Origin of the sequence: Klebsiella planticola (genome assembly GCF_000783935.2) — a bacterium.
Lineage (GTDB): Bacteria > Pseudomonadota > Gammaproteobacteria > Enterobacterales > Enterobacteriaceae > Klebsiella > Klebsiella planticola.
In genome coordinates this window covers 3308528-3323338 of record NZ_CP026047.1, presented here as the reverse complement: position 1 = coordinate 3323338, position 14811 = coordinate 3308528, and the positions used below count along the sequence as shown (strand labels likewise).

At 56.7% G+C, this 14811-nt stretch carries 13 protein-coding genes; 5 read left to right on the top strand and 8 right to left on the bottom strand.

All coding sequences use genetic code 11. The annotated features are described in order from the left end of the window. Positions 1-99 precede the first annotated feature (99 nt). On the top strand, positions 100-552 hold the full coding sequence (fur, locus tag MC50_RS16025; RefSeq protein WP_015584881.1) for a ferric iron uptake transcriptional regulator: 453 nt from the start codon (positions 100-102) through the stop codon (positions 550-552). Positions 553-614: 62 nt separating this feature from the next. Here the strand turns inward: fur and MC50_RS16020 are convergent, their stop codons facing one another. Then, on the bottom strand, positions 615-1760 hold the full coding sequence (locus tag MC50_RS16020) for a phytanoyl-CoA dioxygenase family protein (protein WP_032688825.1): 1146 nt from the start codon (positions 1758-1760) through the stop codon (positions 615-617). 144 nt (positions 1761-1904) lie between these two features. Between MC50_RS16020 and MC50_RS16015 the strand changes: the two genes are divergently transcribed. Beyond that, entirely contained in the window at positions 1905-2921 is a 1017-nt protein-coding gene (locus MC50_RS16015) for a substrate-binding domain-containing protein (protein WP_032688827.1), read from the top strand. 43 nt (positions 2922-2964) lie between these two features. Here MC50_RS16015 and MC50_RS16010 read toward each other — a convergent pair whose 3' ends face one another. The 7 genes from MC50_RS16010 to MC50_RS15980 form a co-directional block, all read right to left on the bottom strand. Beyond that, a complete protein-coding gene (locus MC50_RS16010; RefSeq protein WP_179275595.1) occupies positions 2965-4137 on the bottom strand; it encodes a Gfo/Idh/MocA family protein in 1173 nt (390 codons plus the stop codon). Positions 4138-4146: 9 nt separating this feature from the next. Next, entirely contained in the window at positions 4147-5199 is a 1053-nt protein-coding gene (locus MC50_RS16005; RefSeq protein ID WP_032688829.1) for a sugar phosphate isomerase/epimerase family protein, read from the bottom strand. Between the two features lie 71 nt (positions 5200-5270). Beyond that, entirely contained in the window at positions 5271-6197 is a 927-nt protein-coding gene (locus tag MC50_RS16000; RefSeq protein WP_032696389.1) for a substrate-binding domain-containing protein, read from the bottom strand. 165 nt (positions 6198-6362) lie between these two features. Next, positions 6363-7358 carry an inositol 2-dehydrogenase gene (gene iolG, locus MC50_RS15995; protein WP_032688831.1) on the bottom strand — a complete coding sequence of 332 codons (996 nt, stop codon included), beginning with the start codon at positions 7356-7358 and terminating at the stop codon, positions 6363-6365. A gap of 26 nt (positions 7359-7384) precedes the next feature. Then, entirely contained in the window at positions 7385-8377 is a 993-nt protein-coding gene (locus MC50_RS15990; protein ID WP_047664380.1) for a hydroxyacid dehydrogenase, read from the bottom strand. Beyond that, positions 8377-9195 (bottom strand): HpcH/HpaI aldolase family protein, encoded by an 819-nt coding sequence (locus MC50_RS15985; protein WP_032688833.1) that lies wholly within the window; start codon positions 9193-9195, stop codon positions 8377-8379. Before MC50_RS15985 ends, MC50_RS15990 begins: the two co-directional genes overlap by 1 nt. Before the next feature lie 9 nt (positions 9196-9204). Continuing rightward, the gene (locus MC50_RS15980) at positions 9205-10638 is read right to left on the bottom strand and encodes an NAD-dependent succinate-semialdehyde dehydrogenase (protein WP_047664376.1); all 1434 of its coding nucleotides are present in this window, start codon (positions 10636-10638) and stop codon (positions 9205-9207) included. A 344-nt stretch (positions 10639-10982) separates the two neighbouring features. Between MC50_RS15980 and MC50_RS15975 the strand changes: the two genes are divergently transcribed. The 3 genes from MC50_RS15975 to MC50_RS15965 all read left to right on the top strand — a co-directional run bounded on the left by MC50_RS15975 (position 10983) and on the right by MC50_RS15965 (position 14769). Continuing rightward, the gene (locus MC50_RS15975) at positions 10983-11921 is read left to right on the top strand and encodes a MurR/RpiR family transcriptional regulator (protein WP_046852940.1); all 939 of its coding nucleotides are present in this window, start codon (positions 10983-10985) and stop codon (positions 11919-11921) included. A 159-nt stretch (positions 11922-12080) separates the two neighbouring features. Next, on the top strand, positions 12081-13925 hold the full coding sequence (gene iolD, locus MC50_RS15970; RefSeq protein WP_046853067.1) for a 3D-(3,5/4)-trihydroxycyclohexane-1,2-dione acylhydrolase (decyclizing): 1845 nt from the start codon (positions 12081-12083) through the stop codon (positions 13923-13925). 34 nt (positions 13926-13959) lie between these two features. Beyond that, a complete protein-coding gene (locus MC50_RS15965; protein ID WP_032688835.1) occupies positions 13960-14769 on the top strand; it encodes an SDR family oxidoreductase in 810 nt (269 codons plus the stop codon). Positions 14770-14811: the final 42 nt, after the last annotated feature.

Genomic DNA, 14811 nt, shown 5'->3' with positions numbered 1-14811 from the left:
AACGATGGCAGTTCTATAATGAGACGCATTGCATCGGGTGATTCTCTGTATTACTTCCGCTGATGGAAGTAGATCGTTTAGCAACAGGACAGATTCCGCATGACTGACAACAATACCGCATTAAAGAAGGCTGGCCTGAAAGTCACACTTCCACGATTAAAGATCCTGGAAGTCCTGCAGGAACCGGATAACCATCACGTCAGTGCGGAAGATTTATACAAGCGCCTGATCGACATGGGTGAAGAAATTGGTCTCGCTACTGTTTATCGCGTGCTGAACCAGTTTGATGATGCTGGCATTGTGACTCGTCACAACTTCGAAGGCGGTAAATCTGTTTTCGAACTGACCCAGCAGCACCATCACGATCACCTTATTTGCCTCGATTGTGGCAAAGTGATCGAATTCAGCGATGAGTCTATCGAAGCGCGTCAGCGTGAAATCGCCCACCGCCATGGCATCCGTCTGACCAACCACAGCCTGTATCTTTACGGCCACTGTGCGGAAGGCGACTGCCGCGAAGATGAACATGCACACGACGCGCTGGAAAAGTAATTTCCCACCGCGCGGACCGCAAAAAGCCAACCTGACGGTTGGCTTTTTTTATGTGCAAACGCCTACCCTTTTCTGCGCGCGGTATGCTCGTCGAGAGCACGAGTAAACTGTTCCTCATCCCACCGGTTTGCCAGCGCTTCCCGCACCAGAGTCTGTTGGGTTTTCGGGACCATTCCACCTAATGGCGGGTCGGTATCAAGATTGGTGGGGAATGAGTAGCCCCGGGCAGCCACGGCAATTAGCGCCTGAAAATCGCCCGCGCGATATTGTCCGTCCTGAAGCTGGGGATAGATTTTTTTCAACACCAGCTCATGGTTCACATCTTCCATCGGGACGCCGAACGCCGAGGAGATCTGCAAAAGATTAGCGGTGCGAACATGATCAGTCGTCGTGTTGTTCCCGGCGGCATGAAACAACGCCGGGTTAAAAAACAGCCCGTCGCCTTTTTGCAACGGCAACTGAACATAGTGCTGGTTAAAGTAGTCGACGAACTCCGGCTGGCGGTAGGCCATATAGCCGAGCTCATACTGATGCGAAAACGGCAGCAGGCGCGTAGGCCCTGACGCCAGCGGCATATCGCTGTGCGCAACCGCCCCTTGTAACGTCAAATACTGCGACAGAATCTGCGCAGGGATGGGAAACTCGGCAACAAACTCGCCCTGCTGAAAGCCGAGATGATAATCGCGATGGGGCTGCTGCGCTTCGCCGCCAGGGCGTACCTGGTTAACCTGAGCGGTCATTCGCCACGCAGGTCCCAACCACGCCTGACAAATTAACCCAAGCATTTCATTAGCATAGTAGTCGCAGAAGGTCTGCGGGCTACGCTCCGCCAGCTTTTGTAACGCATTCCAGATCCGGCCATTGTTCCCCGCGCGAGAAAAGTGGTCAGCCTGAACCCGGGTGCGAGACTCATCGGCCATGATGGTTTCAAACACCGCCGAAGCGCGGTCGATGACATCCATATCCTGATAAAGCCCGCGTACCACCAGCACGCCGGGACCGTAAGAGAGCCCCTGATGTAGCTCGCTTAATACCGCATGTTTATTGGTCGCCGCGGCCTGCGCTAACACGTCATGGTCGTAAATCAGAACTTCCTCAGCGACTTCGCTGACCAGCGGATAGTCTTGTTTGTTCACCTGCTGCTGACAGAAGATGTTGAAATCCTCAACTGAGGCCCGATCGGGTCGGACAAAATATTGCGATGTCATGAGTAGCTCCACGGGGTAAGGGTGCCAGACGGCGGTTATTTTTTTGTTCAACGTCTCGAAAACGAACGTTGTTAAGAAATAACTTAGCAGCTAGACTCCACATCAAGAACCTCAAAAACACCTCATAAAAACCTCATGTGATCGATGGCAAAATTTACCCAAAAGCAGATAGCCGCTCAGTCAGGACTGAGTCTCGCCACGATCGACCGGGCGCTACATCATCGGGGGCAGGTACACCCGCAAACGCTGCATCGCATTCAGCAGGCTCTGGCCGATCTGGAACTGCTGCAAAAGTCCGGGCTCGCCCAGGGAAGAACGATCTATTTCGATGTCATCATGCATACCCCTGAACGCTTTAGCGAGCTGGTCAGGGAGGCGCTCAGCAGCCAGTTAGCCAGCTTTAACCCCTTTCGCATTCAGCTCCGCTTCCACTGTTACGAGGACATCAGCGAGCGAGAGATGAACGCGCTGCTGAAAAAATGCGCGCTCAGCAGCCACGGCGTGATTTTAAAGGCCATGAACTCCCCCTCGCTGGTTTCCACCATCGACGCTTTGCTCAAACGCCGCGTGCCGGTTGTCACCATCGTCACCGACATTCCGTCCAGCGCCCGTCTGCGCTACATCGGCATGGATAATGTTGATGCGGGCAAAGCCGCGGCATTTTTGATGTCAAAGTGGCTGGGCGCCGACAGCACTCAAATCGCCGCCGTCACCGGCAGCAATGATTTCATCGGAGAGCGGGAGCGTATTGCCGGATTTATCTCGGGAATTGAACAGTTTGCCCCGCGCAACAGCATCAATGTCGTCGCCGGCGGACTGGGCATTGACCATCAGATGTACGCCTGTCTGTGCCAGTACCTTGATGCTCATCCGCATACCGAAGCGGTCTATACCGTCGGCGGCGGTAACGCGGGGATTATCCGCGCCTTCGCCGAGAGAAACCGACGCATAAAGACCTTTATCGGCCATGATTTTGACCGGGAAAACCGGGCACTGATGCAGGCGGGGAAAATCGATGCGCTGATAGAACACAATCTGCAGCTGGATGCGCAGACCGCATTCCGCTCTTTGCTGGCCTTCCACGGTTTTATCCCTGAGGGCGACTCGCTCAAACCCTATTCACGGATCAACATCATCACCCGGTTCAATATGTATACCTGAAAGGAAGATGCGCAGTCGGTGAAGAGTGCGCATCCACATCGCCTCAGCGGTATGCTGGCGTGACCCACAGCGACCCCTGCTCATGGCTGTCGACAACCGCCTCGACAAACGCCACGCCTTTAAGACCATCATACACCTGCGGTACCGCGGCCCCCGTCAGGCTGAGCGCCTGCTGCGCCTCACGACTATGCAAGGCTGCGGCGAAGCCGCTGTAGAGGTTGCTGAACGCCTCGATATAGCCTTCAGGATGGCCCGGCGGCGTGCGGGTACGCGCTTGCGTGAGCGCATCCAGATCCGCGCGCCCGCGCTTAATGATTTGCGTCACCCCTTCTAACGGAGTGAAAACCAGTTCGTTGGGCTGCTCCTGGGACCAGATCAAACTGCCTTTTTCGCCAAATACCCGCAGACGCAGCGCGTTGGCGCAGCCGATCGCCACCTGCGAAGACCACAGCATTCCACGCGCGCCGCCTTCATAGCGGATCAGCACATGGGCATTATCATCCAGAGCACGGCCTTCAACGAAAGTGGCTAAGTCAGCCAGCACGCTCTGCGCCTTCAACCCTGTGACATAGCCCGCCAGATGATAGGCGTGGGTACCGATATCGCCAATCGATCCGCCGCGGCCGTTTTTCAGCGGATCGACCCGCCAGGCCGCCTGCTGATTATTCTTCAGTTCCACGCCGGTGGCCATCCACTCCAGCGGATATTCCACCTGTACAGTACGTACCTTGCCGAGCAGCCCTGCCGCGATCCGCGCACGCGCCTCCACAACCATCGGGTAACCCGAATAGGTATAGGTCACGCCGAGGAAGCGCCCGGTTCGCGCCACGATCTCCTGCAGCGCCTCCGCTTCCGCCAGGGTGGTGGTGAGCGGCTTTTCGCAAATGACATCTATCCCCGCTTCAAGGCAGGCGCGGGCTATCGGGAAATGGGTAAAATTCGGCGTACAGATAGCGATGATATCGACACCATCCTCGCGGGCCGCTTCGGCGGCAACCATGCTCTGATAGTCGGTATAGGCACGATCCTCGGCGATCAAATTGTCGAGAGCAAACGCCCGTCCCCTTTCCGCATCGACGTCAAATGCGCCGGCCACCAGCTCGTAGCGATCGTCAAGCCGGGCGGCAAAGCGATGAATTCCGCCGATATAAGCCCCCTCTCCGCCGCCCACCATTCCTAAGCGAATACGCCGTCCCTGCAAAGTTTGTCTGCTCATTTTGCCCTCTTATAGTCCGAGAATGCTTCGGTTTACCGAACGATCGGCATAGGATTTACAGAAATCATCAAAGGATTGATCGGTCACCTTGATGATGTGTTCCGCGATAAACTGCGCCCCTTCCCGGGCGCCATCTTCCGGATTCTTAAAACAGCACTCCCATTCCAGAACCGCCCAGCCGTCAAAGTCATAACCGGTCAGTTTTGAAAAGATCGCCCCGAAGTCGATCTGCCCGTCTCCCGGTGAACGAAAGCGTCCCGCCCGGCGACTCCACGGCTGATAACCGCCGTAGGCGCCGGTTTTGCCGTCCGGGCGAAACTCGGCATCCTTAACGTGAAATGCTTTAATGCGCTCGTGGTAATGGTCGATGTAGGTCAGGTAATCCATTCCCTGCAAGATCAGATGGCTCGGGTCGTACATGATGTTGCAGCGCGGGTGGTTGCCGGTTTTTTCCAGAAAGCGCTCAAAGGTCAGCCCATCATGAAGGTCTTCGGTGGGATGAATTTCGTAGCACAGATCGATGCCTTGTTGGTCAAAGGCATTGAGGATCGGCGTCCAGCGGCGGGCCAGCTCGGTAAACCCCTCTTCAATCAACCCTTCCGGCCACTGCGGATAGGGGTAGAGATAGGGCCACAGCAGGGTACCGGAAAAGGTGACATGCTTCGTCAGGCCCAGCCGCCGTGAAGCTTTTGCCGCCAGCAGCAGCTGCTCGCTTGCCCACTGCTGGCGCTCCCGGGGATTATTGCGCAGCGCCGCCGGGGCAAAGCTATCGGCAGGCAGATCGAAGGCCGGATGCAGCGCCACCAGCTGTCCCTGCAGGTGGCTGGCGAGGTCGGTCAACGCCAGCCCGTGTTCATCGAGGATGCCCAACACTTCATCGGCATAGGTCTGGCTCTCCGCCGCGCGCTCAAGGTTAATCAGGCGCGCATCCCAGCTGGGAATCTCCACCCCTTTAAACCCTTTTTCCGCCGCCCAACCGGCGATCGCGTTCAGAGAATGAAAAGGCGCTTCATCGCGGGCAAACTGCGCAAGAAAAACGCCTGGACCTTTCATCGTAAGCATAAAAACTCCGTCATAAAATGTGCACTTGTGAATATCACCAGTGCACTCATTGACCGTCGGAAAATCCATTATTAATGGTTCATGAATTTTTGATAATTTTCTGGGGTAATTAACTGGAAGGGGATAAATTCAATATCTTTTACCTTTTCCCCTTTCGATATTTTCTCAGCCATATCGACGGCCCCGAAAGCCTGGGCTTTGGCATCCTGAAATACGGTAACGGTCATCATGCCGGTTTTCATGGCCTGCAGGCCATTATTTCCGCCATCGGTCCCACCCACCAGAATATCTTTACCCACCTTCATGCCATTACTTTTAATGGCCATCGCCGCGCCGATGGCCATTTCATCAGCGTTAGCAGAAAGAATATCGATTTTCTCGCCGGTAAGTATCCAGTTATTCATCAGATTCATACCATCTTCGCGCATCCATTTCGCGGTATCCTCGAGCACCACATGCATATTCGGGTGTTTAGCAATCACCTCTTTCGCCCCCTGGGTTCTGAAACGGGTAGCATCATTGTTTAACAGCCCTTTCATAATCGCGACGTTGACGCTTTTGCGATCCTTCACCATGTCAGCGAGATACTGCATCTGCATGCGTCCGGCTTCGATCTCGTCGCTGCCGATATAGCTTACGCCATCGCCCATTTTCGAATCAGAGGGCATACGGTTGAGATAGATGAGCGGGATTTTCGCGGCGCGAGCCGCATCGGTAATATTCTTTGTCCCCTGAGTATCGACCGGATTAACGATAATGACGTCGACTTTCGCATTAATAAAACTTTGCACCTGGCCAAGCGATTTATCGACCGCCCCCTGAGCATCTTCAAATTGCACCTTCATATCGGGATAGGTTTTTGCCCGTTCGGCAATATAACCGCGCAGCCGTGAAAGGAAAACATCATCCATTTGCGCCATCGTTACGCCAACCTGAAGAGCCATGGCGGCAGGACTGGCTAATAACGAGGCAAGGCACAGTAAGGTTATTTTTTTCATGTTCATCTTCCAGATAAATGATTAGCTTTAAATGTGTGCCGAAAATATAAATAAAATTTCCGGCAGGTTACGTTGAATGGCTATATTCAGCAAAGCGTTCACCGTCCCACCATGGGGAAATAGCCAGCGGCATCAACTCATCCAGATATATTTTGTAGAAAACTGTTAATTCAATTGTACGACCTGCCGGGTATCCGCCGATAATTGTGCAGCGTCTGCCAGTGCTAATGCCGCACAGCCATCGTGAATATTCACCGGTACATCTCCCCCTTGTTTTACCGCACGGATAAATGCCGCCATCTCCAGACGATAGGCGTCGGTATAGCGTTGCATAAAGAAATTAAGCAGCGGGCCACGAACTTCCGTCTCTTGTGCGCCGTAGCGGCGTACGCTGGTCTCACGCTGATTGTCGTTAAGCAACATGCCGCCGGCGCCAAAGGCTTCAATCCTCTGGTCGTAGCCATATACCGCCTGTCGGCTGCAGTTAATCTGACACTGCTTGCCGGAAGCGGTACGCAGCTGCACCATCACGGTATCGTAGTCGCCCAACGCCTCCAGTTCGGGCGCAAACAGCCGGCTACCGCTGGCAAAGACTTCCACCGGCTCCTCGCCAAGGATCCAGCGCGCAAGATCGAAATCATGGATCGCCATATCGCGAAATATGCCCCCGGAATGTTTGAGGTAGTTCATCGGGGCCAGGCCAGGATCGCGGCTGGTAATCAGCAGCTGATGTAGCTCGCCAATCTCTCCCGCCCGCAGACGCTGGTGAATTTCGCTAAAACCCGGGTCAAAACGGCGGTTAAACCCCAACATCACCCGGGAGGCGCGTTCTCCAAGCACCCGCTGGGCTTCACGCGCTTTTTGAATATCCAGATCGACCGGCTTTTCACATAACACCGCCTTCCCAGCCTGGGCTGCCGCCAGCATCAGGCTCACGTGGGTATCCGTCGGCGTCCCGATCACCACCGCGTCGATGGTCGGGTCGGCGATAGCCTCCAGCGGATCGCTTATCGCTCTTCCGCCATATGCCGCCGTCAGTTTCTGCGCATTCTCAATAAAGGGATCGGCAACCACCGCCAGCACGGCATCGCAATGACCGGCTACATTAGCCGCATGGACATGGCCGATACGCCCGGCGCCAAGGACTGCAACGTTTATCATGGTATTCTCCACAGGATCTTCAGGCTTCAAGGTAATGGGTTCATCACCGCATTGATCGCCAGCACTTCAGGGTTGACGACCAGCGACGGTTCCAGGCATTCGTTGAAATAATCGATAATATTCTGCGCCGCCGACACCGACATGCGCATCGCCGCTTCGCCGGTCAACCCGGCGCTGTGCGGCGTCAGGATCAGGCGTTCTTTTTGTTCCAGCAGCGCGGAGGCCAGATCCGCCGGTTCGCATTCCAGAACATCCAGCGCCGCCCCGCCGAGATGATTAGCGGCCAGCGCGCCGGCCAGCGCGTCCTCATCAATAATTCCCCCCCGGGCGGTATTAATAATCAATGCCCCGGGTTTGAGCAGCGCCAGTTCCGCCCGGCCGATCAGCGGCCGATCGCCCACCCGCGGCAGATGAATAGTGACGGCATCCGCCTGCTGCAGTCCGGCGTCGATATCCCGAACCCGGGCAACGCCGAGATCGGCAAACGCGCTGTCGGCCACATAAGGATCCCAGGCCACCACCTTCATGCGAAAAGCCTGCGCCAGTCGGGCAACCTCCCTGCCAATACGGCCGAATCCGAGGATAAACAGCGTTCTCTCCGCCAGTTCGACGGCAGAAAAGGTGTTCCGACTGTTCCAGTCTCCTGCACGAATCGCCTGGTCGAAGTAACAGACCCGCTTCGCCAACGCGAGCAGCAGCGCGAGGGTATGCTCCGCCACCGAACGCGAATTCACATCGCCCACCACCGCCAGCGGAATGTGCCGGGCGCTCAGCGCTGCGATATCGACCGAGTCATAACCTACGCCGTGACGTGAGACGATCTTCAACTGCCGGGCGCTCGCAATCTCTACGGCGGTCAGCGGCTGGGTACGGATCAATAAGGCATCGGCCTGCGGCAAAAACGGCGCATAGCTGTCGACGCTCACCGGCGAAATCAGTTCGACGGTAAATCCCGGCGCACTACGCAACAGCTCAATTCCTGCGGGATGAATTTTCCCGGCCACCAGAACATGCGGCATCAGTAACCTCCCTTCGGCGAAACGCTCCCGGCCGGCGAGGTGTTCCCCTGCAGCTGGTGAAAGCGTTGAACGCTGGCGGCGGCCGCGGAACGCAGCAGCTGGACATCATTAGAGACGGTGACCAGATCGAATCCCCAGCTGACGGCCTTCGCCGCGTACTCTGGCGTGCCGTTATGCAAACCGGCGCGCTTCCCGGCGCGGTGGGCCGCCGCGAGAATTTGCTGGATTGCCGCGACGATCTCCGGTTCTTCACGATCGAAGCCGGTGCGGTATCGACGTCCGGTCAGACCGAGGGTTAAATCGGCCGGGCCGATGTAAACGCCATCCAGACCGGGGGTATCGAGAATCGCGTCAAGATTGCGTACGGCTTCTGCGGTCTCAATCATGGCGAAGCAGACGACCTGCTCATCGGCATGCTGGCCGTAATCCTGGCCGGCGGAAAACGTCACGCGCGTTGGGCCAAAGCTGCGGCTGCCGGCAGGCGGGTAGCGTACGCAGGAGACCAGCTCGCGCGCCTGCTCCGCGGTGTTAATCATCGGGCAGATGATCCCCCAGGCGCCGGCGTCCAGCGCCTTCATAATCATCCCTGGATCCAGCCACGGCACGCGTACCATCGGCGCCACGCCGCTGGCGCGCATTGCCTGCAGCATCGGCCTGGCATCGTCATACCCGACAAAACCGTGCTGCAGATCGATCGTCAGCGCGTCGTAACCCTGCTCCGCCATGATTTCGGCACTGAAAGCGCTGGCGATACTCAGCCACCCGTTCAGCACCGGTATCCCCGCCGCCCAGCAGGCTTTGATGTTATTCGTTTTCATCACTGCTCCTTACACCACAATTTGTGCCAGCTTGACATTCATATAGTCGAGGAGACCTTCGCTTCCCCCTTCCCGCCCCATGCCACTGGCTTTAATCCCGCCAAACGGCGCTTCAGCCGCCGCCAGCGCATAGCTGTTGATCCCCACCATACCGGATTCGAAACGGGCGACGGTTTCACGCATCCTGGCTGGGTCACGAGTGAAGGCATAGGCGGAAAGCGCAAAGCCGCTATTGTTGACCCGCGCCCACAGATCATCGTCATCGCCAAAAGAGGTGATGGCGGCAATCGGGCCAAAGTTTTCTTCGGCCAGCGCCCGCGCCTCATCCGGCAGGTCGGCAATCACCGTCGGTTCGAAGAAATAGCCGCCATTGCACTCGATACGCCGTCCACCGGTCACCACCCGGCCGCCTTTACGCCTGGCATCCTCAACGATGCTTGCCATCTCCTCCAGACGGCGGGGATGAATCAACGGCCCCATTTGCGTATCCGGCTCCAGACCATAGCCGACCTTCAGTCTGCTGGCGCGCGCGGCAAAGCCGTCGACAAACGCGGCATAGCAGCTCTCATGGACATAGAAACGATCGCAGGTCACACACACCTGGCCGCTGTTGGCAAATTTGGTGGCTACCGAGAGATCCAGCGCCTTATCGATGTCGGCATCCGGCCAGACGATCACCGGTGCGTTCCCCCCCAACTCCATACTCAGGCGTTTGATTGTGGCGGCGGAGTCGCGGATCATCTGCTGCCCCAGCCGGGTCGACCCGGTGAGCGAGATCTTCTTCACCAGCGGCGAACTGACCAGCGGCTCGTAGGTAGCAGAGGTCGGCCCGATCACCAGATTCGCCACGCCGGCGGGCAGACCCGCCCGGCGTAAGCACTCAAAAATCATCATCGCCGAACCAGGAACTTCGCTGGAGGGACGCAGCACCACCGCACAACCGGCCGCCAGGGCAGGAGCCAGCTTACGCGCCACCAGCACTACCGGAAAATTCCAGGCGGTGAACGCGGCAACGATCCCCACCGGCTCATGGTGTACCTCCAGACGCCCGCCCGGTACGCGGCTTTCAATAATGCGACCGTAGATACGCCGCGCCTCTTCGGCATACCAGACAAACTGATCGACCGACAGCTCCCACTCACGTTTCGCTTGTGCCAACGGTTTACCGCTTTCCCGGGAGATCGTCAGCGCGGCCTCCGGCGCCATCGCCACCATTTCTCGCGCCACGGCCTGCAGGATATCGGCACGTTGCCAGGCAAGGGTTTCTCGCCAAAGCGCCAGTCCCTGCCCGGCACTAAGCAGCGCATCCTGAGTATCGCTTTCTGCCGCCGCCGTAATCTGGCCGATAATCTGCCCATTGCCCGGATCGCATACCGCGATCGATTGCGGACCGCTCCCCCGACGCCACTCTCCCGCAATAAACTGCCCATAATCGTCGTACATTGTCGTCATGCCTCCGGCTGCTTTCCTGCCTTAAAATCACCATTAATTGCAAACATAGGTTATAAGCAACAAAAATTGCAATAAGGGGATTTATGACAAAACAAACGAGGGGGATGTGTATTTAATCAATAAAAATCAGTGAGATAAAAAACGAAATCGCAACGTTTATTTCAAAATAAATAAAAATGAAAATTTATTTTTACGATAGCAATCACAAATTTCATCCAAGTTTTTTCCCAGCAGCCGAACGATCGGATAGAAATAATTGCAGATGAGCTTTTACTCACAATTTTTATTGCAGTAACGTGCAGGCATAACGGTGTACTGTCCAGGAAGACCATCAAATGAGTCAGAAAAAACACAACCAGCTGCCGGATAACACGATCCCTCATCGCAACTATGAGCAGATCGTGAATGAAATCACCCGCCGCTATCCCCAGCTGTCGGAGCGCTTTCAACAGGCCGCGCGTTACATTACGCAAAACCCCAATACCGTGGCGCTGGAGTCGATTAACGCCATAGCCGCGAAATGCGGTATGCATCCTTCGGTGCTGGTCCGTTTTGCCCAGGCGTTCGGCTACAGCGGATTTAAACAGATGCAGAGCGTCTTCCAGACCCGGCTGGCGACGGCGGCACCGGGATATAATGAGCGGATTACCGCGCTGGAAAACGACCTGAAAAAAAATCAGCACCAGGGCAATCTGGGTTTTCTGCAAAGCCTGGTGATCCGTGATATCGCCACCCTGCAGGAGCTATTAAGCAATGTCAGCGAGCGGGACCTGGATGTTACCGCCCGGTTGTTAAAAGAGGCAGATACGATTTTTATCGCCGGTCAGTTACGTTCGGAACCGGTAGCGCAGCTCATGCGCTATCTGCTGACCATGCTGAATCGCCGGGTTTGCCTGCTGGACTCCTCCGGGGGGCTGGCCCAACAGATAGCCAGCAATATGCGTGAAGGCGACGTACTGCTTGCCATCTCTTTTCGCCATTACGCCAAAGAGGTGATTGCCATCGCCGATGAAGCGGCTATCCGGCAGATCCCTGTCATCGCCATGACCGATAGCCCGCTTTCGCCGTTGGCCAAAAATGCCCGGGTTCTGTTTACCATCCCCGAAGAAGAGTACAGCTTCTCGCGGTCGCTGGCGGCCCCGGTGTGCCTGGCGCAAAGCATTGCGATGGCATTAGCGTCGGCGCTCTCGCCTGAGGAAGCAGAACCACGGCTAGAAACGCTGACTGAGCAAGCCCAGCACGCGAGCATGGGACGTAAACGCCAGCGCGACTGATGGAGAATGAGATATCCCCCTCTCCCGGTCTGCCGGGAAGGGGTAACCACAGCCTTTTTTTGCAACTTTTATTGCTAGCCAAGCACATAAAGCAATAAAAGATGTCACCCGTAACCAGGATGTCCTTAGACGGCATCCCCTTTTAGAGTGAGTAAAAGCATGGCTACTGTTCGTTGTACGGCGGCTCAGGCAATCGTCCGTTATCTGAGCAATCAGTTTACAGAGGTGGACGGGAAACAGGTTCCTCTCTTTCCGGGGGTCTATGGCATTTTTGGTCATGGTAACGTCACCTGCTTAGGTGAAGCCCTGGAAGCCGCACAGGAAACCCTCCCGACCTGGCGTGGACAGAATGAACAGTCCATGGCTTTTGCCGCCGTCGGTTTTGCTAAAGCGATGGTTCGGCGGCAGATTATGGTAGTCACCGCGTCCATCGGACCGGGGACGACTAACCTGTTGACGGCGGCAGGTGTCGCCCATACCAGCCGCTTACCCCTGCTGATGATCTGTGGCGATAGCTTCGCACGCCGTCGTCCGGATCCGGTGATGCAGCAGGTGGAACACTTTAACGACCCAACCCAAACGGTTAACGATGCGTTCAAAGCCGTCAGCCGCTACTGGGATCGCATTACCTACCCGGAGCAGCTCCTCTCCTCTCTGCCGCAGGCGGTCGCCACCATGCTCGATCCCGGCGACTGTGGTCCGGCGTTTATCGGTATCTGCCAGGATGTGCAGGAGATGGCGTATGACTATCCGGACGCCTTCTTTCAGCCGCGGGTGCATCTGACGGCGCGCCCACGGGCCGATCGGGTACAGCTGGCCCTCGCCGCTGAACGGCTGCAGCGGGCGCAACGTCCGTTGATTATCGCCGGTGGCGGAGTGCGTTATTCGCAGGCAGAAAGCGCGCTGGAAAATTTCGCCACAGAACATGGGATCCCGGTGGTGGAAACCATTGCCGGCAAAGGCACTTTCACTCATCACCATCCGCTGCATATGGGCCCGATCGGTATTCTCGGCTCCACTTCCGCCAATGAGCTGGCGGCCAATGCCGATGTGATCCTCGCTATCGGCACCCGGCTGATGGATTTTGTCACCGGCTCATGGACCGTATTCAGCCATGACGCGCAGTTTATTACCCTCAACGCCGCGCGTTTCGACGCGCATAAGCACCTGTCGCTGCCGCTGGTGTGCGACGCTCGCGAAGGGCTCAATGATTTACACGCGGCGCTGGGCAACTGGCGGGCAGACGCCGCGTGGCTGGAGAGAGGACGTCAGGCTTTCGTGAAGTGGAATGCGCTGATCGCCGAAAAACAGGAGCCGACTCCGGCGGAAGGTGACCCGACCTACGCCCAGGTCGTGGGTATCGTCAATGCGCAGGCGGCGCCGGAAGACTACATCATCAGCGCCGCCGGCGGGCTGCCGGGCGAGCTGGTCAAAGGCTGGCGGGTGAAAAATCCGGGTACCTTCGACTGTGAGTTCGGCTTCTCCTGCATGGGTTACGAGCTTTCCGCGGGCTGGGGGGTCGCAATGGCGGGGCTCGATCGCGATGTCATCGTGATGATCGGCGACGGCACCTACATGATGATGAACTCGGATATCTACTCCAGCGTCCTCTCCGGGCATAAATTCATCCTGATCGTCTGCGATAACGGGGGATATGCGGTGATCAACCGCCTGCAAAACGCCAAGGGCGGCGCATCGTTTAATAACCTGCTGAAAGATTGCCGGGTGCAGGAGCCTTTTCATGTTGATTTTGTCGCTCACGCGCAATCGATGGGTGCCTGCGCCCGCAAGGTTAATACGCTGACAGAGCTGGAAGCGGCCATTCAGTGGGCGAAAGGAAATGACCGTACGACCGTCATCTCTATCGCCACTCATCCCTGTAGCTGGACACCAGGGGATGCCTGGTGGGATGTCGGGGTGCCGGAAGTCAGCGCCCGTGAATCCGTGAACCAGGCTTACACCGAACATCTTACCGGACGCCAGCAGCAACGTGTCGGCTTCTGACCACAACACAACACGTAGATAAAGAGGCATAACCATGAATAATTTCGCCGGCAAAGTCGCCGTTATCACCGGTGGCACCCAGGGTGTGGGTGCTGCTATCGCTCGTCAGCTGGCCGAAAATGGTGCCAGCGGCATCATCATCTGTGGTCGAAACCAGGAAAAAGGACGCCTCGTCGCCGACGAGATTATGAGCCGTACGGCAGCCCAGGTGACGTTCGTGCGTGCCGATCTCTCTTCGGTAGACGATTGTCGCGCGGTGATCGCCAAAGCAGATGAGTTATTCAAGCGGGTGGATGTGTTGGTCAACGCAGGCGGAATGACCGACCGGGGATCGATTCTTGATACCACGCCGGAGCGCTTTGACAGCATTTTCGCCACCAATGTACGCGGCCCGTTCTTTCTGATGCAGGAGACGATCAAAATTATGCGTCGGGAAAACATTACCGGTAGCATCGTCAATATCTGCTCCATGTCATCATTGGCCGGCCAGCCGTTTATTGCCGCCTATTGCTCATCAAAAGGCGCCCTCGCGACGTTAACCCGCAACACCGCCTACGCGCTGTTACGCAACCGGATCCGCGTAAACGGGCTGAATATCGGCTGGATGGCCTCGGAAGGTGAAGACCGCATCATGAAGACCTATCACGGTGCGCAGGATGACTGGCTGGAAAAAGCCGCCGCCTCACAGCCCTTTGGCCGTCTGATTCAGCCGGAAGAGGTTGCGCGCGCGGTCGCCTTCCTCGCCAGCGATGAGTCCGGGTTAATGACCGGATCGGTGATTGAGTTCGATCAGTCCGTCTGGGGCGGTTACGATCAGTCCCCTGCTCCGGTCGCGCCGCTGTAAACAGGATCGCGCGCCATGAAAAACGCCTGATGTTAACCATCA

Bases quoted from the DNA above. Each gene is read 5' to 3' on its own strand.
- fur (WP_015584881.1), top strand. From the start codon at position 100: ATGACTGACAACAATACCGCATTAAAGAAGGCTGGCCTGAAAGTCACA.
- MC50_RS16020 (WP_032688825.1), bottom strand. From the start codon at position 1,760: ATGACATCGCAATATTTTGTCCGACCCGATCGGGCCTCAGTTGAGGAT.
- MC50_RS16015 (WP_032688827.1), top strand. From the start codon at position 1,905: ATGGCAAAATTTACCCAAAAGCAGATAGCCGCTCAGTCAGGACTGAGT.
- MC50_RS16010 (WP_179275595.1), bottom strand. From the start codon at position 4,137: ATGAGCAGACAAACTTTGCAGGGACGGCGTATTCGCTTAGGAATGGTG.
- MC50_RS16005 (WP_032688829.1), bottom strand. From the start codon at position 5,199: ATGCTTACGATGAAAGGTCCAGGCGTTTTTCTTGCGCAGTTTGCCCGC.
- MC50_RS16000 (WP_032696389.1), bottom strand. From the start codon at position 6,197: ATGAAAAAAATAACCTTACTGTGCCTTGCCTCGTTATTAGCCAGTCCT.
- iolG (WP_032688831.1), bottom strand. From the start codon at position 7,358: ATGATAAACGTTGCAGTCCTTGGCGCCGGGCGTATCGGCCATGTCCAT.
- MC50_RS15990 (WP_047664380.1), bottom strand. From the start codon at position 8,377: ATGCCGCATGTTCTGGTGGCCGGGAAAATTCATCCCGCAGGAATTGAG.
- MC50_RS15985 (WP_032688833.1), bottom strand. From the start codon at position 9,195: ATGAAAACGAATAACATCAAAGCCTGCTGGGCGGCGGGGATACCGGTG.
- MC50_RS15980 (WP_047664376.1), bottom strand. From the start codon at position 10,638: ATGTACGACGATTATGGGCAGTTTATTGCGGGAGAGTGGCGTCGGGGG.
- MC50_RS15975 (WP_046852940.1), top strand. From the start codon at position 10,983: ATGAGTCAGAAAAAACACAACCAGCTGCCGGATAACACGATCCCTCAT.
- iolD (WP_046853067.1), top strand. From the start codon at position 12,081: ATGGCTACTGTTCGTTGTACGGCGGCTCAGGCAATCGTCCGTTATCTG.
- MC50_RS15965 (WP_032688835.1), top strand. From the start codon at position 13,960: ATGAATAATTTCGCCGGCAAAGTCGCCGTTATCACCGGTGGCACCCAG.